This window comes from Mesorhizobium sp. YR577 (assembly GCF_900116595.1).
GTDB lineage: Bacteria > Pseudomonadota > Alphaproteobacteria > Rhizobiales > Rhizobiaceae > Mesorhizobium_M.
In genome coordinates this window covers 424,334-442,784 of sequence record NZ_FPBI01000001.1, presented here as the reverse complement: position 1 = coordinate 442,784, position 18,451 = coordinate 424,334, and the positions used below count along the sequence as shown (strand labels likewise).

At 63.7% G+C, this 18,451-nt stretch carries 18 protein-coding genes; 10 read left to right on the top strand and 8 right to left on the bottom strand.

All coding sequences use genetic code 11. From position 1 onward, the window contains the following. Nucleotides 1-10 precede the first annotated feature (10 nt). Entirely contained in the window at nt 11-598 is a 588-nt protein-coding gene (locus BM413_RS02255; RefSeq protein WP_091910306.1) for a DNA-3-methyladenine glycosylase, read from the top strand. On the opposite strand, the gene BM413_RS02250 is transcribed toward BM413_RS02255, so the two are convergent. From BM413_RS02250 to BM413_RS02230, 5 genes are read right to left on the bottom strand one after another with little or no spacing between them, the layout of a single operon-like run. Further along, a complete protein-coding gene (locus BM413_RS02250; RefSeq protein ID WP_091909797.1) occupies nt 562-2,019 on the bottom strand; it encodes an aldo/keto reductase in 1,458 nt (485 codons plus the stop codon). The two genes, BM413_RS02255 and BM413_RS02250, sit on opposite strands and share 37 nt — an antisense overlap. Continuing rightward, on the bottom strand, nt 2,003-3,019 hold the full coding sequence (locus tag BM413_RS02245; protein ID WP_091909795.1) for a branched-chain amino acid ABC transporter permease: 1,017 nt from the start codon (nt 3,017-3,019) through the stop codon (nt 2,003-2,005). The genes BM413_RS02250 and BM413_RS02245 overlap by 17 nt, the downstream gene beginning before the upstream one ends. Further along, nucleotides 3,016-3,927: a branched-chain amino acid ABC transporter permease gene (locus BM413_RS02240; protein ID WP_091909792.1), complete on the bottom strand. Its 912-nt coding sequence runs from the start codon at nt 3,925-3,927 to the stop codon at nt 3,016-3,018. The genes BM413_RS02245 and BM413_RS02240 overlap by 4 nt, the downstream gene beginning before the upstream one ends. Next, nucleotides 3,924-4,679, bottom strand: coding sequence for an ABC transporter ATP-binding protein (locus BM413_RS02235; protein ID WP_091909789.1), 756 nt, complete (start codon nt 4,677-4,679; stop codon nt 3,924-3,926). Before BM413_RS02235 ends, BM413_RS02240 begins: the two co-directional genes overlap by 4 nt. Continuing rightward, nucleotides 4,676-5,488 (bottom strand): ABC transporter ATP-binding protein, encoded by an 813-nt coding sequence (locus tag BM413_RS02230; protein WP_091909786.1) that lies wholly within the window; start codon nt 5,486-5,488, stop codon nt 4,676-4,678. The genes BM413_RS02235 and BM413_RS02230 overlap by 4 nt, the downstream gene beginning before the upstream one ends. 215 nt (nt 5,489-5,703) lie before the next feature. On the opposite strand from BM413_RS02230, the gene BM413_RS02225 reads away from it, so the two are divergent. From BM413_RS02225 to BM413_RS02205, 5 genes are all read left to right on the top strand, one after another. Continuing rightward, a complete protein-coding gene (locus BM413_RS02225) occupies nt 5,704-6,420 on the top strand; it encodes a GntR family transcriptional regulator (RefSeq protein ID WP_091909784.1) in 717 nt (238 codons plus the stop codon). Next, nucleotides 6,413-6,769 (top strand): TIGR04076 family protein, encoded by a 357-nt coding sequence (locus tag BM413_RS02220; RefSeq protein WP_091909781.1) that lies wholly within the window; start codon nt 6,413-6,415, stop codon nt 6,767-6,769. Before BM413_RS02225 ends, BM413_RS02220 begins: the two co-directional genes overlap by 8 nt. 4 nt (nt 6,770-6,773) lie before the next feature. Continuing rightward, nucleotides 6,774-7,823, top strand: a complete 1,050-nt coding sequence (locus BM413_RS02215; protein ID WP_091909777.1) for an aldo/keto reductase — start codon at nt 6,774-6,776, stop codon at nt 7,821-7,823. Between the two features lie 98 nt (nt 7,824-7,921). Continuing rightward, on the top strand, nt 7,922-9,187 hold the full coding sequence (locus BM413_RS02210) for an ABC transporter substrate-binding protein (protein WP_091909774.1): 1,266 nt from the start codon (nt 7,922-7,924) through the stop codon (nt 9,185-9,187). Nucleotides 9,188-9,421: 234 nt separating this feature from the next. Continuing rightward, on the top strand, nt 9,422-10,621 hold the full coding sequence (locus tag BM413_RS02205; RefSeq protein ID WP_091909771.1) for an aromatic ring-hydroxylating oxygenase subunit alpha: 1,200 nt from the start codon (nt 9,422-9,424) through the stop codon (nt 10,619-10,621). 209 nt (nt 10,622-10,830) lie between these two features. Here the strand turns inward: BM413_RS02205 and BM413_RS02200 are convergent, their stop codons facing one another. Further along, nucleotides 10,831-12,255 (bottom strand): aminotransferase, encoded by a 1,425-nt coding sequence (locus BM413_RS02200; protein WP_091909768.1) that lies wholly within the window; start codon nt 12,253-12,255, stop codon nt 10,831-10,833. Between the two features lie 244 nt (nt 12,256-12,499). Between BM413_RS02200 and BM413_RS02195 the strand changes: the two genes are divergently transcribed. From BM413_RS02195 to BM413_RS02180, 4 genes are all read left to right on the top strand, one after another. Next, complete coding sequence (locus tag BM413_RS02195) at nt 12,500-13,417, top strand: ABC transporter permease (protein WP_091909764.1); 918 nt, start codon at nt 12,500-12,502, stop codon at nt 13,415-13,417. Then, a complete protein-coding gene (locus BM413_RS02190) occupies nt 13,414-14,235 on the top strand; it encodes an ABC transporter permease (RefSeq protein WP_091909761.1) in 822 nt (273 codons plus the stop codon). Before BM413_RS02195 ends, BM413_RS02190 begins: the two co-directional genes overlap by 4 nt. 22 nt (nt 14,236-14,257) lie before the next feature. Beyond that, a complete protein-coding gene (locus tag BM413_RS02185) occupies nt 14,258-15,331 on the top strand; it encodes an ABC transporter ATP-binding protein (protein ID WP_091910303.1) in 1,074 nt (357 codons plus the stop codon). Nucleotides 15,332-15,458: 127 nt separating this feature from the next. Then, nucleotides 15,459-15,818 carry a VOC family protein gene (locus tag BM413_RS02180; RefSeq protein WP_091909759.1) on the top strand — a complete coding sequence of 120 codons (360 nt, stop codon included), beginning with the start codon at nt 15,459-15,461 and terminating at the stop codon, nt 15,816-15,818. Nucleotides 15,819-16,069: 251 nt separating this feature from the next. Here the strand turns inward: BM413_RS02180 and BM413_RS02175 are convergent, their stop codons facing one another. Further along, nucleotides 16,070-17,338, bottom strand: a complete 1,269-nt coding sequence (locus tag BM413_RS02175) for a flavin monoamine oxidase family protein (protein ID WP_091909756.1) — start codon at nt 17,336-17,338, stop codon at nt 16,070-16,072. Continuing rightward, the gene (locus BM413_RS02170) at nt 17,335-18,402 is read right to left on the bottom strand and encodes an extracellular solute-binding protein (RefSeq protein ID WP_091910299.1); all 1,068 of its coding nucleotides are present in this window, start codon (nt 18,400-18,402) and stop codon (nt 17,335-17,337) included. The genes BM413_RS02175 and BM413_RS02170 overlap by 4 nt, the downstream gene beginning before the upstream one ends. Between the last annotated feature and the right edge of the window lie 49 nt (nt 18,403-18,451).

Below are 18,451 nucleotides of genomic sequence, written 5' to 3'. Positions count from 1 at the left end.
TCGGACCGGCATGACCAGCTCATTTTTTGCACGCGACGCCGTGATTGTGGCGCGCGATCTGATCGGCGCAATCATCCATGCCAATGGCGTCGGCGGCATCATCGTGGAGACCGAAGCCTATCGCCCCGACGATCCCGCCTCGCACGCCTTTCGCGGGCCGACCGAGCGCAACGCCGCGATGTTCGGGCCGCCCGGACGCGCCTATGTCTATCGGTCCTACGGGATTCACTGGTGCCTGAACACGGTCTGCGAACCGGGCAGTGCGGTGCTGATCCGCGCGCTGGAGCCGCTTGAAGGCATCGACCTGATGCGGCAACGGCGCGGTCTCGACGATATTCGCCTGCTTTGCGCTGGCCCCGGCAGGCTTTGCCAGGCGCTTGCCATCGACCGCTCGCATGACAGGCTGCCGCTCGACGGTCCGGAAATCCGGATCGCGGCAAGGACGGCGGATGTCGGCATCCTCGTCGGAAAACGCATCGGCATCAGCCAGGCGGTCGATTATCCATGGCGCTTCGGGCTTGCCGGCTCACGCTTCGTCAGCCGGCGCTTTGCAGCGGAACCTCAGACGATCGCCTCGGCCTCGATCTCGACCTCGTAGTCGCCGATCAGATCGCCGGCTTCGATCAATGTGTTGGCCGGCAGCACCGCGCCGAACACCCGGCCATGGGCGCGGGACACCGGCTCCCATTTCGAGGCGTCGCGCAGATAGATGCGGGTGCGCACGACATCCTCCATCTTGCCGCCGAGCGCCGTGATGGAGGCAGCGATCTTGTCGAGAATGTAGGTGGTCTGCGCGCCGGCATCGCCCGGCGCCACGCAACGGTCGGCGGCGTGGGTGGCGGTCGTGCCGGAAACGCGGATCATGTCCTTCACCCGCACGGCGCGGCTGTAGCCGGCGATCGGCTCCCAGATGCTTCCCGAGGAAACACGCAGGCGATCAGGACGCCCGGGCATGCGCTCCGCCTTGAACACCGACGGGATCGCGTCGAGGTGGTGGCTGAGGTCGCCCGACGCGGTGAGATAGGGCGGGCGGCGATATTCGTCGCCGCAATCGCCGGGAATGGGTTGCGTCGCGGCAAAGGCCTGGTCCAGCCGCGCCTTATCCTCGGCATCGAGCGCGAAGCCGAAAATGTTGAGGTTGTCGGAGCGGTGCTCGCTCTCGCCGATGCGCGCGCCGATGATGGCCGCCGCTACCGCCTCATGTTCGAGTACCCAGCGCGTCGCGACGTTGGAAATCGAAACCTTGTGTTTTTTGGCAATCTCGCTGGCAGCTACGAGAATGCCCTGGAAACCGGCCCAGCCGCCGGCCGTATCGATGAAGCGCTTGTATTTCGAGCGGCTCCAGTCGGCGATTTCGGAGGGTTCCGGCTGGCCCAGCCATTTTTCTGAAAGGAAGCCGCCGCAAAGCGTGCCATAGGCCAGCAGTTTCACGCCGGTTTTCTTGCAGAGATCGGAAAGCGCGCCCGCTGCCCGCCGGTCAATCAGCGAGAAGGAAACCTGATTGGTGGCGATCGGCACGCCGTCGGCCAGCGCCAGCGCCAGATGCGCGGCATCGAAATTGGTGACGCCAATCGCGCCGATCAGCCCCTCGCCTTTGAGCTGCGCCATCTCATTCAGCGCGTCGAGCCATGCTGGATGCTCGAAGGTCCACCAGTGGAATTGCAGGAGGTCGACCTTGTCGACGCCGAGCCGGTCGAGTCGTTCCTGCACGCCCTTGCGCACGATCTCGGCAGTCATCGGCCCCGGCTCCGGGCACCATTTGGTGAAGGCGACGGGACGCTTGCTGGCGGGATAACGCGCCAGAAGCCGGCCGGTGATCACTTCGGCGCTGCCATAGTGGTCGGCCATGTCGAAGGTGTCGAAGCCGGTTTCGGCATAGGCCTGAAGCGCATCCGCTGCGCGCTCTGGATCGAGCAGCGTGCCGCCCTTTTCGAGATCGGCCACCTGCCACAGCCCGCAGACCAGGCGGCTGATGGAAAGCGTGTCGCCGAGCGCGATGTGGTCAGGGCTTCTGGACATGCTGAGGCTCATCGTTTTGCGGGATCGAGGTGGCGCGCTTGAGCGGTGAGAGGCGGCCGAGATGGCGGGAAACCACCCGCACCTCGCCCAGAATGCCGCGTGGGCGCAGGAGCAGGATGGCACAGAGTGCGACGCCGATCATGACGATCTGGAGTGCGGCGGCGCGCGCCTGCTGGTCGGGCGGGAAGATGGCCGATACAGCCGCCGCCGAAGCAGCCCAGATGCCCCAGACCAGAACCGCGCCAAGGATCGCGCCGCGATTGTTGCCGGAACCGCCGACGATCAGCATCGCCCAGACCTGGAAGGTCAGCATAGGCAGGTAGTTTTCCGGCGCGATGAAGCCGATGAAATGGGCCTGCGCGGCACCCGCCAGCCCCATGATGCCGCCGCCGATGGCGAAGGCCTGAAGGCGGAACCTGACCGCGCTTTTGCCCAGCGCCAGCGCTGCCGTCTCGTCCTCGCGAATGGCGCGCAGCACGCGTCCCCACGGGCTGCGCACCAGCCGTTCCAGCGCGAGATAGAGCACGAGCACGACAACGACGAGCACGCCGAGATTGAGCAGGCTGAAGGCCAGCGGATCGCCGGCCAGGCTGGCGAAGGGACGCGGGATGAAGCCGATGCCGAAGGGTCCGCCGGTGAGACGCTCCAGATTGAGGGCGCAAAGCTGGACCGCGACCGCAACGCCGAAGGTGGCGATGGCGAGATAGTCCGATCGCAGCCGGATCGTCAGCCAGCCGATGAGGAAGGCGATGATGCCGGCGGCGAGCGCTGCCCCGAGCCAGCCGACGGCGATCGGCAGGTCAAAGCCGCCGAAGCGGTTGGCAGTGTCGGGCGTCGTCAGGATCGCCGAGACATAGGCGCCGATGGCGACGAAGCCGGCAATGCCGACATTGAACAGGCCGGTCTGCCCCCACTGCACGTTTAGGCCCAGGCAGATGATGGCGTAGGTGAGCGCCATGGTGAGGAAGAAGGCGCCATAGCCGATCAGTTCGACGCTCATTCCGGCCTCCCAAACAGGCCCTGCGGGCGTAGCAGCAGCACCGCGACGAGGATGACGAAGGCGATGGCCGCGCGCCATTCGGCCCCGATGAGCTGGACGGCAAAGGCCTCCGTCAGCCCGACGATCAGGCCGGCAAGCATGGCGCCGGGCACACTGCCGATGCCGCCCAGTATCGCCGCCGCAAACAGCGGCAGCAGGAGATCGAAACCCATATAGGGGCGGATCTGCACGAGCAGGCCGGCCATGACGCCGGCGACGCAGGCCAGCCCCGCACCAAGCACCCAGACCGTGCGGATGACCTTGCGCACATCGATGCCGACGACGCCGGCAAGCTGCTGGTTCTCGCTGACGGCGCGCATCGAGCGGCCGATCGCAGTGCGGGTGAGCAGCAGGTGGATGGCGACGACGAGCAGCACGGCAATGCCGAGCGACAGAAGCTGGTCGGGTGTCGCCCGCAAGCCGCCGCCGAGCGGCAATGCGATCTGCAGCGCCTTCGAAAAATAGGCAGGCTTGGAGGTGAATATGAATTCGAGCAGGCTGCGCAGGGTGAGTGCCGCACCAAAGCTCGCCATCACCATGATGATGACCGCGCCGCGCTGGGCGCGCAGGCGGCCGAACAGAAGAGCGTCGACGAGAAGCGCCAGCCCACCCGTGAGCGCCACGGCGATCACGGTCGCCAGGGGCAGCGACCAGCCGAATGAGAACGGCCCTATCGGCGTGAGAAACCCACCCGACAGTGAGCCAAGCGCCCCGCTGATGGCCAGCGCGAAATAGGCGCCCCAGCTGATGAATTCGCCGTGCGCGAAATTGGCGAAGCGCAGGATCGAATAGGTCAGCGTCACGCCGATGGCGCCGAGCCCGATCATCGAGCCGGTGATCAGCCCGTCCATGATTGCCTGCGGGTTCATGGCGCCACCGCCTTCGGCTCATGCCGCGCGCCGAGATAAAGCTCGGCGACGATGGGATCGTCGGCCAATGTCGCGGCCGGCCCTTCATGACGCAGCAGGCCTTCGACCAGGATCACGGCGCGGTCGGCGATGGCGAGCGCTGCCTTCACATTCTGCTCGACGAGAATGATGGTGACCCCGGTTTCGTTGATCGCCTTGAGCTTGGAAAAGACCTCCGAGACGATCTTGGGCGACAGGCCGGCTGACGGCTCGTCGAGGATCAGCACCGAAGGCTCGACGATCAGCGCGCGCGCCACCGCCAGCATCTGGCGCTGGCCGCCGGAAAGCTGGCCGGCACGCAGCGACGGCCGCGATGCGAGGTCGGGAAACATCGCGTAGAGATCGGCGATGCGACGGCTGCGATTCTCCTTCGGCAGGATGTTTGCGGCCAGAAGCAGATTGTCGTTGATCGACAGCGTCGCGAAGATGTTTTCGGTCTGCGGCACGAACGCCAGGCCATGACGGATCTTTTCATGGGCCGGCACAGTGGTGATGTCGCGATCGCCAAGGAACGCTGCACCGGAATGGACCGGCACCAACCCGGCGATCGCCCTGACGAAGGTGGATTTGCCGGCGCCGTTGGGTCCAAGCACGATGACGAGTTCGCCCGAGCGGATGGAAAAATCGACCCCGCGCACGATGGGCAGGTCGCGCTCATAGCCGGCGACCAGCGCTTTGGTGGACAGGGCGACGGGTTGGCCAGTTGCGATCATGCCGCCACCCCGCCGAGATAGGCTTCGATGACGGTGCGGTCGCGCGACACTTCGGCGGGAGAGCCTTCCGCCAGATGTTTTCCCGCCGCCATGACCACCACCCGGCCGCACAGCCGCGCGACCATCTCCATATTGTGCTCGATCAGCAGGATCGACTTGCCGCGCGCATTGAGATCCAGCACGCGGTCGATGATGAGTTCGAGCAGCGTCGGGTTGACGCCGGCAGCCGGCTCGTCGAGCAGGATGGTTTCGGGGTCGGCCATCAGGATGCGGGCGAGTTCGAGCAGCTTGCGCTGACCGCCGGACAGCACCCGCGCCGGCTCGCTCTCGAGGCCGGAAAGCGTGACGAATTCCAGCAGCGAACGGGCCTTCTCGACGGCAGCCTTCTCCTGCGTCGCAACGCGGCCGGGCTGCAAAAAATTCTTCCAGATGTGTTCGCCGGCCTGATGCTGGCCGCCGGTCAGGACGTTCTCCAGAACCGTCATTTCGGCGAATGGCCGCGGGATCTGGAAGGTGCGGCCGACGCCGCGGGCGACACGGCGCTCGGGCCCCTCATGCGAAACCGCTTCGCCGGCAATCCTGATCTCGCCGGAAGTCGGCCTGAGGCTGCCGGCCAGCAGGTTGAATAGCGTCGTCTTGCCCGCGCCATTGGGGCCAATCAGCCCCATCATCTCGCCGCGATGCAACGTGATCGACATGCCGTCGACCGCGCGCAGACCGCCAAACTGCTTGACCAGACCGTGCGCCTCCACAAGCGGCGCACGCCCTGTTTCTGTCGAACCGGTCGGGGCATTTGCAGGAGGCTGCATCCGGGGCTCATTCGAAATATTTTGATCGGTGATGTTTGATCAAACTTTACATCTTTCAGAATTGCAACTAAAAAAATCAATGTTGGCCGCATGACGGCCCCCGATTTTGAACGGCGGACAAGCATGCCCGATCGGAAAAATCAGCACGCACTGCGCGCCCCCGGAAACGCTGGGCGGGACGAGCCTCGCGACAGGATTTTCGAAGGATCGAAGCGATGAGCCGGCGCGGAGCCCTCTCCCCCGTCGGGCGCGAAACCCTGCATGACCGCGTCTATGCCGAGCTGCGCCGCTCGCTGATCCACGGCCTGTTCGACGCCGGCGAGATGATGCGCATACAGGATCTGGCCGAGACGCTGCAGACCAGCACCATGCCGGTGCGCGAGGCGCTTGGCCGGCTGGTTTCGGAACAGGCGCTGGAAGCACTGCCCAACCGTTCGGTCCGCGTTCCCACCATCACCCGCGAGCGGCTCGACGATCTTGCCCGCGCCCGCTGCCTGATCGAAGGGCAGATCACGGCGCTGGCGCTGCCGAACCTTTCGGCGGAGGATTTCGAACAGCTGAAGCAGCTCACCGTCGCCTGCGAGACGGCCTTTCGCAGCGAGGATGGCGACAGGGCGCACAAGACGTCCGAACTGAACCACGCCTTTCATTTCTACGTCTACCGCGCCGCCCGATCGGCGGTGCTGATCCCCATCGTCGAAAGCCTGTGGCTGCAATCCGGCCCCTATGTGCGCGCCGCTGCCCATATCCACGACGAGCATCGCGACATTCCGGCAACCCATCATCACTGGGCGCTGATCGAGGCGCTGGAGCGCGGCGATGTGAAAGGCTCGATCAAGGCGCTGACCGACGACATCACCCGCTCCTTCAACCTGATACGCGGGCGCCTCGACGTCGACGATCCCGAGGAAAGGGCCGTTCGCCATGGCTGACGAGCACGACGATTCCTTCGAGCTTTACGACCTGCGGGTCGAGGTGACGGCCCCGGAAGGCGGCGCCATCTATTGCGGCGCCAAGGTCGGCGACTATTTCGAGATGCGTGGCGAGATGCTGCATCTGCCGCCGGGCCAGGGCTTTTCCATCTATTCGCTGGCCTCGCTCCTGCCGCTGCTGCCGGCAAAGCAGCGCCCCACCCACAAGAACGACTGGATGACGACCGACGCCGAGGTCGCCTGCCCGGACCCCAATTGCACGTCGCGCTTCCGCATCATCCGCACCGGCCTGCGCCGCTTCAGCCACGCGCAGACAACCGCCGTGCCGCTTCAAGACGATCGAGACTGATCCCATGCAGAGAACCAGACTGGCGCCGGGCTATGAGATATCGCGGGTGATCCGCGGCGGCTGGCAGATGGCCAGCGGCCATGGCGCGCTGGCCAGCGAAGACCCGATCGCCGACATGGTCGCCTTTGCCGATGCCGGCATCACCAATTTCGATTGCGCCGATATCTATACAGGCGTCGAGGAGCTGATCGGCCGCTTCCGCCTGCGCTACCGCGACCTGCGCGGCGAAGAGGCGCTGGCCCGCATCGGCGTGCACACCAAATTCGTACCCGATCTCGAGGTGCTGCCGCGCATCAGCAAATCCTATGTCGAAAGCGTCATCGACCAGTCGCTGCGCCGGCTCAATCTCGAACGGCTCGACCTCGTCCAGTTCCACTGGTGGGACTATGAAGCGCCGCGCTGGCTGGAAGCCGCGCAATGGCTGGAGGAACTGCGCAAGGCCGGCAAGATACGCCACATCGGCGGCACCAATTTCGACACCGACCATATGCTGGCCATCATCGGCGGCGGCGTGCCGCTGGTCTCCATGCAGGTGCAGTATTCGCTGCTCGACAGCCGCCCGGCAAAGCGGATGGTGAAGGCAGCAGGCGAAAACGGTGTCTCGCTGCTGTGCTACGGCACCGTTGCCGGCGGCTTTCTGAGCGACAAATGGCTGGGCATTGCCGAGCCGGATGACGCGCTGGAGAACCGCTCGCTCGTCAAATACAAGCTTATCATCGACGATTTCGGTGGCTGGGATCTGTTCCAGACCTTGCTGAAGACGCTACGCGGCATCGCCGACCGGCACGGCACCGACATCGCCACAGTGGCGAGTGCTGCCATGCTGACGCGGCCGGGCGTAGCCGGCGTCATCGTCGGAGCGCGCAACCGCACGCATCTGCCTTCCAATCTGGCGATTTCCGATCTCGCTTTGACGGCGGAGGATCAGGCCGAAATCGACGCGGTGCTGGCACAGGCCAACCCGCTCGAAGGCGACGTCTATACGCTGGAGCGCGACCGCACCGGCCGCCACGGCGCGATCATGAAATACAATCTCAACAAGGGAGCTGCCTGACCACCGCGCCTCGGGAGACGGCGCGACACTACGACCGAAACTGAACGATGCAAGCGGCCGTGCAACGAGCCGGCCCGAACAAAAAGGGGAATACGAACATGAGGAAAATGCTTCTGCTCACCAGCATGCTGACGGCACTCAGTGCCTCGGCGCTGCCCGCGCTTGCGGCCGATTGCGACATCACCGTCGGCCTCGTCATGGAACTGACGGGACCTGCTGGCGAATACGGCCAAGCCGGCGCGAAATCGGTCGACATGGCGTTCCGCGATTTCAACGAAGCCGGCGGCGTCAATGGCTGCAAGCTGGTGACCGACACGCGCGACAGCCAGAGCCAGGGAACGGTTGCGGTCGACCAGGCGACACAGCTGGTCAACATCAAGAAGGTGCCGGTCATCATCGGCGGCATCATCTCGTCGGTGTCGCTGCCGATCCTGACGTCGGTCACAGGACCGGCCGGCGTTGTGCAGGTTTCGCCGGCATCGTCGTCGCCGACGCTCACCCAGCTTGGCCGTGACGGCAAGACCAACGGCGTCTTCTTCCGCACCATCACCTCGGACGCCCTGCAAAGCGTTGCCGCTGCCAAGCACGCGCTCGGCCAGGGCCTGAAGAAGATCGCCATCATCCACGTCAACAACGATTTCGGCGTCAACCTGGTGCGCGAATTCAAGGAAGTCTACGAAAAGCTCGGCGGCACCATCACCTCGGTGACGCCCTACAACGAAAAGCAGGCGAGCTATTCGTCCGAGGCAAGTGCGGCCATGGCCGGCGAGCCGGAAGCGCTCTACCTGATCAGCTACCCGGTCGATGGCGCAACGATCGCTCGCGCCTGGATTTCGGGCGGCGGGCCGCAGAAATTCATGCTCAACGACGGTATGAATTCGAGCGAATTCATCTCCAGCGTCGGCGCCCAATATCTGGAAGAAGCCTATGGCATCTCGTCGGGCACCAGCCCGACCAAGTCGACGGAATATTTCAATGCCAATTACGAGGCGTTTTCTGGCGGCATCAAGCCCGACGCACCGGCTGCCGACCGCTCCTACGATGCCGGCGCGATCGTGGCCCTTGCCATCGCCAAGGCCGGCAAGCCTGAGTCCGCTGCAATCAAGACCGCAATCCCCGAAGTCGTGGCTGATGGCGGCGAGCCGATCTATGCCGGCAAGGAAGAGTTCGCCAAGGCGCTCGGCCTGATCAAGGAAGGCAAGCCGATCAAATATGAAGGTGTCATCGGCCCGGTCACCTTCGACCAGTACGGCGACATCACCGGCCCGTTCCGGCTGTGGCGCATCCAGGGCGGCGAGGTGAAGACCGTCGGCGAAATGAGCGCCGAGGAAGTCGCCAAGATCAAGGCCGAAATCCAGAAGTAGGACGACAGGCCGTCCCTCTTTTTCGCTGAAATCAGGCATCGCGCCGGCCCCTCGCCGGCGCGATTTCTTTTGTGACCGCGACGCCCGGTTAAGACGCGGAAAAGTCGAGCTTTTTCCGGCTGCAGGGCTTACATCTGTCACCTCGAAAACCTTATGATTTTGCGTAAAGCATTGCAATTTAATGGGAAATATGATCTTATTGAATGATAATTCAATAAGAAAAGGGGCGCGCCGATGAACCCGCATATTCGTGACGTGAAGGTTCCCAACGACTGGGACCGGCGCGGGTTACCCGGCTGGGCCTATCACAGCCCCGCTCTGCTGGAGCTTGAGAAGGAACATATCTTCCGCAATCACTGGCAGATCGCCGGCCATGTCTCTGACGTGCCGAACGGAGGCGATTACCTGACCATGGACGTGGTTGGCGAGCGCGCGCTGATCGTGCGCGGCAAGGACGGCGTCGTGCGGGCTTTTCACAACATCTGCCGTCATCGCGGCAGCCGCGTCGTCGCCGACAATCAGGGCACCTGCAAGAATGCGCTGGTCTGCCCCTTCCACGGCTGGGTCTACAATCTCGACGGCACGCTGCGCGGTGCCGCCCGCCCCGGCAGCTTCCCCGAACTCGACAAGGCCGAATTCGGCCTGACGCCGCTTGAGCTGGAAATCTGGATGGGCCTGATCTTCGTGCGTTTCCGCAAAGGGCCGCAGCCGTCGGTTGCCGAGTTGTTGAAGCCTTTCGAGGCGGAATTGTCCCACTACGGCATCGCCGATATGGAGCCTTCCTACGGCATCTGGACGCAGACCAGCCCGGTCAACTGGAAGTCCGTTCGCGATGTCGACAATGAAGGCTACCACGTCGCCATGGCGCACCCGGCGCTGCAGGATCTCTATGGCTCGACCTATTTCGACGAGCCCTTCGTCAAGGGCGTCTCGCGCTCCTTCGCCACCTACAATCCACATGCCGGCCGCCGCTGGAGCGTGAAGCAATACGTCCACATCGCGCCCGAACCGTCACACCTGCCGGACAAGCTGAAGAAGGCCTGGGTCTATTACGGCCTGTTTCCCAATGCGGTGATTTCGGTGATGCCGGAATCGGTGCAGTTCTATCAGGAATTCCCGCTTTCGACCGGCGAGACACTGCTGCGCGGCGCGATCTACAAATACCGCGACGAGACGCGCGAACAGGCAGCTGCCCGCTATCTCTCCTTCCGCATCGACCGCGAAACCATGTCGGAAGACGTGCAGCTTTCGGTCTGGTCGAACGAGTCCATGCTGTCGGAAGCCTTCGCCGGCTTCTACCTCTCCGACCTCGAATACGGCGTGCGCACCCACCACGACCACCTGCGCGCGCAGATACCGGTGCTCGATCTGGAGACAGCGCCCGACGAGAAGGAAATGGCGGGCCTGAATGAGGCCCTGCGGTCGCGGGGTTGAGCTGCTCCCCTTGGGGGCAATTGCATCGGAAGCACCCCCACCCCTAGCCCCTCCCCACAAGGGGGAGGGGAACTCTGCTGCACAACCGTCCAGCCCGGATATTCACCGTTCTTGCTGGCAAAAGCGCTCAAGTCGTCCCCCTCCCCCTTGTGGGGAGGGGTCAGGGGTGGGGGTGCTTCAAACGCCCCGACGTTGCGGAGAGAAGAGCACTACCCCCGCCAAACACCCTCTTTCCGCAAATCGTCCATCGTCCGTGAGATGCCCTCGCGCAGGATGCCGACCATGTCGTCGATCTGCTCTTTGGTGATGGTGAGCGGCGGCGACATCACGCACATGTTGATCAGCGGGCGCACCAGCAGGCCGAGTTCGTGGCAATGCGCGTCGATGCGCTGGCCGACATTGCGGTCGAGCTCCAGCGGATCCTTGCTGTCGCGGTCGGCGACGCATTCCACGCAGGCCATAAGCCCGACGCCGCGTACCTCTCCGACCAGCGGCAGCTCCTCCAGCGTCTTCAGCTGCGCCTGGAAATAGGGCGCGACGTCTTGCGCATGGGCCAGCACGCCGCCCTCGAGCAAATCGAGATTGGCGAGCGCCACGGCGCAGCCGACGGGATGGCTGGTATAGGTCAGGCCGTGCGCATACATCGCCGTCGGATGGTTCGAGCGGCGCAGATCTTCGAGCAGGCGCTCCGATACGATCATGCCGCCGAGCGGGAAATAGCCCGAGGTGACGCCCTTGGCGAAGGTGATGATGTCGGGATCGATGCCGAAGACATCTCCCGACGCAAACACATGTCCGAGCCGGCCAAAGGCCGTGACGACCTCGTCAGCGATGAACAGGATATCGTTGTCGCGGCAGATTTTTCGGATGCGCCTGAGGTAGCCTTCCGGCGGAACGATGACACCGCCTGAGGCCTGCACCGGCTCGCCGACGAAAGCGCCGATCCTGTCGGCGCCGATGCGCTTCACCGTTTCCTCGAATTCCGCCACCAGCCGATCGCAGAAGGCCGCAACGCTCATCCCGGCGGGACGCCGGAACGGATCGGGCGACGACAGTTTGACGATCAACTCATCCGCGCCGTCCATCCAGTCGCGGTCGCGCGGGCGGCCGTTGAGCGATGCCGACAGATAGGTCGAGCCGTGATAGGCGCCCCCGCGCGACAGGATAAGCTTCTTTTCCGTCCGGCCGCGGACATTGTTGTAGAACTGCATGAAGCGCAGCGCGCTTTCCACCGCCGACGAGCCGCCGGTGGTAAAGAAGACATGGCTGAGATCGCCCGGCGCATGACCCGCGATGCGCTCGGCCAGCACCGCCGAAGGCTCGTTCATCGTGTACCATGGCGTGTTGTAGGAAAGCTGCATCGCCTGGTCGTACATGACGCGGGCAAGCTCCTCGCGGCGGTGGCCGACATTGACGCACCACATGCCCGCGGGCCCGTCGATCAGGCGCTTGCCGTCGCCGTCGGTGATGTAGATGCCGTCGCCGCTGCCGATCAGGCTGCGCGCCTCCGCGCCGATCTCGCCGGCCTGCGGCCATGGCTGAACCAGATGGCGCTTGGCGAGATCGACTGCATCCTCGCTTGCCAGCATCTCGATGCCGCCCCCGGCCTTCCACATGTCCTTCACCGCAGCCATTTTCCCTCGCTTTCCCGGCCTGCCCGTCACATTTGCCGCAGTCCGGCATCAATGGAGAAACAAGCCTTCATTCGGATCATATTGAATGTCCGTTCAATCAATATCACAGAAATAGCGCTTGATTTCAATCCACGGATGGGCTCATGATGAAAGAAAGCCGGCGCACCGAGGGAATGTGACGCCGGCGCAAAAATGGGATGGCCATGCCGGACACAGAGCCAGCATTTTTATGTGAGCCCCTGCAATGACGGCGGCTGCGGAAGGGGCACCTGCGCTGCAACCCGCGCGGGCTCGAAGAACCTCCCTTCTGCAATCGGAATCGGCCCAGGGCTTTGCCCTTATCAGCCCGACATTCCTCTACGCGCTGGTTCTTCTGGTCGTGCCGATCCTGGTGGTGATCGCGCATAGTTTCTGGACGCAGAACTACCTCACCATCGACCGCACCTTCACGCTGGAAAACTACCGCATCGCGCTGACCGAGCCGATCTACCGCGACCTGCTGATGCGCTCGCTGTGGATCTCGCTGCTGGTCAGCTTTTTCACCGTCGTGCTGGCCTATCCGATCGCCTTCTACATTTCCTTCCACGGCGGACGGCACAAGGGCCTTTGGCTGTTCCTGATCACCATACCCTTCTGGACGAGCTACCTGCTGCGCGTCATGTCGTGGAAGGTCATCCTCGGCTACAATGGCGTGCTCAATTCCGGCCTGCTCGGCCTTGGCATCATCGACGAACCCTCGACCGCCCTGCTCTACAACACCAGCGCTGTCGTCATCACGCTGACCCATGCCTGGGCAGCCTTCGCCATTCTGCCGATCTTCGTCTCGCTGGAAAAGATCGACCGCACGCTGATCGAGGCGGCGACCGATCTCGGCGACGGCCCGCTGCGCCGTTTCATGCGCGTGACGCTGCCGCTGTCGGTGCCCGGCATTGTTTCGGCGATCCTCATCGTCATGATCCCGACGGTGGGCGATTTCGTCACCCCGCGCCTCGTCGGCGGCAAAGACGGCGTCATGATCGCCAACGCCATCCAGGCGCAGTTCGGCAAGGGCGCAAACTGGCCGCTGGGGGCCGCCCTTTCGGTGACGACCATGGCGATCGTCACATTGATGGCGGCTGCCACCGTGCTGATCATCCGCTCGGCAGCGAGGCTGGCGCGATGAGCGGGCTGCGCAAGATCCTGTCGAACTGGCTGCCGGCCTATGCCTTCCTCTACATCGTCTTTCTCTATCTGCCAGTGATCTTCCTGCCGATATTCTCGGTCAACACATCGGCCTCGCCGAAATTCCCGCTGAGCGGTTTTACGCTCAAATGGTACGAAGAACTGCCGCACACGCCGGCGCTGTTGGACGCTGCGTGGAACAGCCTGATGGTCGGTGTTTCCGCCGCCATCCTGTCCACCGTTCTTGGCATCTGTGCTGCTCGCGCCATCACGCGCTACCGCTTTCCCGGCCGGCGCACCATCAACGGCCTGCTGATGGCGCCGCTGGTGCTGCCGGAAATCATCGTCGCGGTTTCCATGCTGCTGGTGATGCTGCAGCTGGGCCTCAGCCTGTCGCTGGTGACGGTCGTGCTCGGCCATGTGCTGGTCTGCATCCCCTATTCGCTGAGCGTGCTGACCTCCGGCTTCGAGGGTTTCGACCGCAGCCTCGAGGAAGCTTCCGCCGACCTCGGTGAATCCGCTTTCGGCACCTTCCGGCGCGTGACGCTGCCGATGGTGGCGCCGGCGATCATTTCCAGCCTGCTCGTCTCCTTCACCATCTCGCTCGACGAATTCATCATGGCTTTTTTCCTCACCGGCACGGAATCGACCTTGCCCGTCTATATCTGGGGCCAGTTGCGCTTCGCCTCGAAGCTGCCCGGCGTGCTGGCGCTCGGCACGCTGCTTTTGGTGGGCTCCTTCGTGCTTCTGACCCTTGCCGAAATCCTGCGCCGCCGCGCCGCGCGACGCACCCAGAACACGGGAGGCGTCTTTGCCTGAACGTTCCAAATCCGAACGGCCGATGATCGAGATTTCGCATGTCACGCGCAGCTACGGCGCCTTCAAGGCGCTGGACGATGCCTCGCTGACGATCCGGGAAGGCGAGTTCTTCTCGCTGCTCGGCCCCTCCGGTTGCGGCAAGACCACGCTCCTGAGGATGATCGCCGGCTTCGACAATCCGACCAGCGGCAGCATTGCGGTGGATGGGCAGGAGATGCTGGGCATCCCAGCCAACCGCCGCCCCACCAACATGGTGTTCCAGAGCTACGCCATCTTCCCGCATCTCAATGTCGAGCAGAATGTCGGCTACGGCCTGAAGCGCCTGCGGCTGGAAGCGACGGAGGAAAAGCGCCGCGTCGAGGAGGCCCTGGCGCAGGTGTCGCTGACAGGCCTGGGCAAGCGCGGTGCAACCGAACTCTCCGGCGGCCAGCGCCAGCGCGTGGCGCTGGCCCGCGCCCTTGTCATGCGGCCAAAAGTGCTGCTGCTCGACGAGCCACTGTCGGCCCTCGACAAAAAATTGCGCGAGCAGATGCAGGTGGAATTGCGCCGGCTGCAGCAGGCGGTCGGCATCACCTTCATCCTCGTCACCCACGACCAGTATGAGGCGCTCGCCATGTCCGATCGCATCGCCGTGATGTTCGGCGGAAAGATCGCGCAGGTCGCCTCGCCCAAGGAGATCTACCAGCGCCCGGTCAACCGCCAGGTCGCCGACTTCCTCGGCGGCATGAACTTCGTCAAGGCCGAGATCGTCGAGGAGAACGGCGCGTCGATGACCGTCGACACGCTCGGCTTCGGCCGCGTGAAAACCGAGAAGCCGGCAGCCTTCGTCCGCAACGGCAAGGCCGCCACGCTCGGCATCCGCCCGGAGCGCCTGCGGGTGCTGTGGGACGACGCCAAGGACAAGCATGAGGTCGCCGGCACGGTCGTCGACCGTCACTATTTCGGCGAGATCACCCACCTCATCGTCGACATACCGGGGCTGGAAAAGCCGCTGTCGGTGACCGAGACCAACAATTTCGGCGCCGACGACATTCCTGTCGGTGCGCCGATCAGGCTGGCCTACGATCCCGACGCGCTGGTGGCGATGGCGGATTGATTGCGGCCTCTCTTTTCCGGTTTTGCCCTTCGGGCTCCCATCTCCGTCAGCCAGTTGCGTTACCGTCCCTGACAGACGATCCTGAAAGCTTCCGATCGCTACCCGGTCAATCATTGACGGACACCCCATGACCATAACCGCCATCGATCACGTCCAGCTTGCCATGCCGGCCGGCGAGGAAAACGCGGCGCGGTATTTCTACAGCGAACTGCTCGGCATTCCCGAAGTGGCAAAACCCGCCCCGCTTGCGGCGCGCGGCGGTTGCTGGTTCGAGCAAGGCACGGTGAAAATCCACCTCGGCGTCGAGGCCGATTTCAGACCCGCCCGCAAGGCGCATCCGGCATTGCTGGTGGACGATCTTGCTGACTTGTCGAGGAAGCTCGAGGCGGCGGGATGTAAGGTAACGCCGGATGACACACTTGAAGGCATCGCGCGCTGCTTCGTCAGCGATCCGTTCGGCAACAGAATTGAGTTGATCCAGGAGTAGACGCTGGCCGGCTGTAATGGCCGTGCGTCCTTCGAGGCTCGCTACGCTCGCACCTCAGGATGAGGGAGGTTGGCGCTTCCATCCTTGCACCAAGTCCTGTTGAGCAGACTTTTCCGACCTTGGGGTGAAGCGCGCAAACCCTCACATCCTGAAGCGCACTCCCTTCCTCATCCTGAGGTGCGAGCGCAGCGAGCCTCGAAGGACGCACCAACTACCTTGGGAAAACGGCAGAGAGCCTCACAACCGCTCCTTCAACCAACCACCACCCTTGCCCCGATCCGCCCCGCAATGATCGCGCCTTCGATATAGCCGGGGAAGGATGGCGACAGCTCCGAGCAGGCGAAGCTGACCGGCCCTGCTCCCCGACGCAACACGTCTTCCGCATCTCTTGCTGCGGGATCTGCGACGACATCGGAATAGGCGCCGCCACTCCAGCGATCGTTCGACCAGTCGCGCGACATCATGTCGAGCGGCTGTGCTGCATCCTGCCCCAATGCCTTCGATAGCTTCGCCAGCAACGCCTGCCGCAAACCATCCGCGCCCAACGCGCCCCATTCGAGCGCCAGCCTGCCGCCAACGAACACCACGAGTGCCGCATGGTCATCGTCACGGCTGGCATCGCAGGCATAGAGCCCGTGCGGCTCCAGCCAGAACACACTGCCGCTGAGACCCGCCGAACGCCAGAATGGCTCGCGGTAGCGCAGCAGGAGTTTTATCACCGTCCCGCTCTTCCAGACCTCCAGCGCATGATGCGTATCGGCGGGCAAAGGCGGCGCGAAGACGATGCGCCGAGCCACCACCGGCGGCACCGACACGATCACCTCGCGGGCGGAAAAGCTTTCGCCGCCGGCATGCACGACCACGCCACCTTCTCCGGTTTCGATCCGATCGACCGGACAACCAAGCCGCAGCGACGCTCCCAGCGGCCGCGCCAGATCGGCGGCCAGCGAATGCATCGTCTCCTTCAGGAAATATTGGAGTTCGAAGACCTCATTGGTGATGCGGCGATCATTGCTGATGAGATACCATAGCGGAACATTCTCGATCGGCTGGCACCACAGGCCCTCGATGGAGGACTGGAAGCCGCTTTTCGCATCGGCGCGGTCGGGCTGCTTGTCCAGCCATGCGCCGACGCTGAGACCGTCGATGGAGGGATCGTCGGGATCGATACCGTTCATGCGATCGCGTATCGCCGTCACGCGTTCGTACAAATTGTCGAAGTCGGATTCACCCGACGGCCCAGGCTGAACGGCCATGCCGCCCTGGACATAGGATTCCACCAGCGTCTTTCCGTGCTGCTTCGCCAGCGCCATCACCTCCGGCATGTCTTCGCACAGGAATTGCCCGCCTGTGTCAATCGCCTCGCCAAGGCCGTTGACCATGGCCTCGACGCGCCCGCCCACCCTGTCGCGCGCCTCCAGCACGACGAAGCTGCGGCCTGCGCCGCGCAACGCAAGCGCCGCCGACAGGCCGGTGAAACCGGCCCCGACAATGACGGCATCGTAGCGCTTGCTGCTCAATACCCCGCCTTGATCTTCTCGAACTCGGCGATCATCTTCGCCTTGAGTTCATTGGGCAGAGGCGACTGGAACAGCGTCTTGTCGAGGAACTTGCCGATGTCCTGAAAACCCTTTTCCGTCAGCACGGCAGGGTCGATCGCCGCCATGCCCTTGGCATTGGCGTGGCCGTAGCCGAACTCGCCGACCATGTAGTTCGAAACCTCGGGCGTGTTGCGGGCGTTGATGAAATCATAGGCTTTGTCGAGGCTGCCCGGCGCGTCCTTCAGCAGCACATAGCCGCAGACCCAGGTGGAAAGCCCTTCCTTGGTGTCGCGCTTCATGTCGATCGCGACGCCTTCCTTCTTCCCCGAAACGACCGTCTCGTTCCAGCCCCAGGCGAGGTCGATTTCGTCGTTGCCGAAGGCCTGGTTGATGTCGGTGCTGTCGGTCCAGTAGAGGCGGACGTTTTTGTGCACCTCGCGCAGGAAATCGGACGCCTGTTTGAACTGCTCGTCGGTCATCTGCGTCCAGTCTCGCAAGCCGATGACGAGACTGGCCAAGGCATAGGCATCGTCGACATTGTCGCCGATCGAGACGCGGTCTTTGAACTTTGGGTCGGCGAATATCCGCAGCGACTGCGCTTCTTCGGGCGTGACCTTGTCGGTGCGGTAGATGAGCGCCGTGTTGCCCCAGTCGAACGGCAGGAACCACGCCTGCCCATCATCCGAGGTCATCAGGTCCTTCATGCCCTTGATGCCGGGCAGGATATCGTTCCAGCCGGGAATGCGGGCGGTATCGAGCGGACGCAGCAGCCCGGCCTCGCGCCACTTCACCACATTCTGCGAACAGGGATGGCCTATGTCGGCCTTGAAGCCGGCGCGCATCTTCTCAAAAGCTTCATCCTCATCGCCGAAGAAGGCGAATTGCGGCGGCTCGGGATATTTGGCCGTATAGGCCGGGTTGAGCAGCGGGTCCTCATAGCCCGACCATTCGAAGACGATCGGATCGTCCGCCGCCAGGGCCGGGGCGGACAGCCCCGCCGCGAAAACCGCGGCAAGGAATAGACGACGAACGACTGGCTGCATGACCAACACCCCCGCGCTGAAACGTCCCGTCCAGAGAATGCTTTCCCGC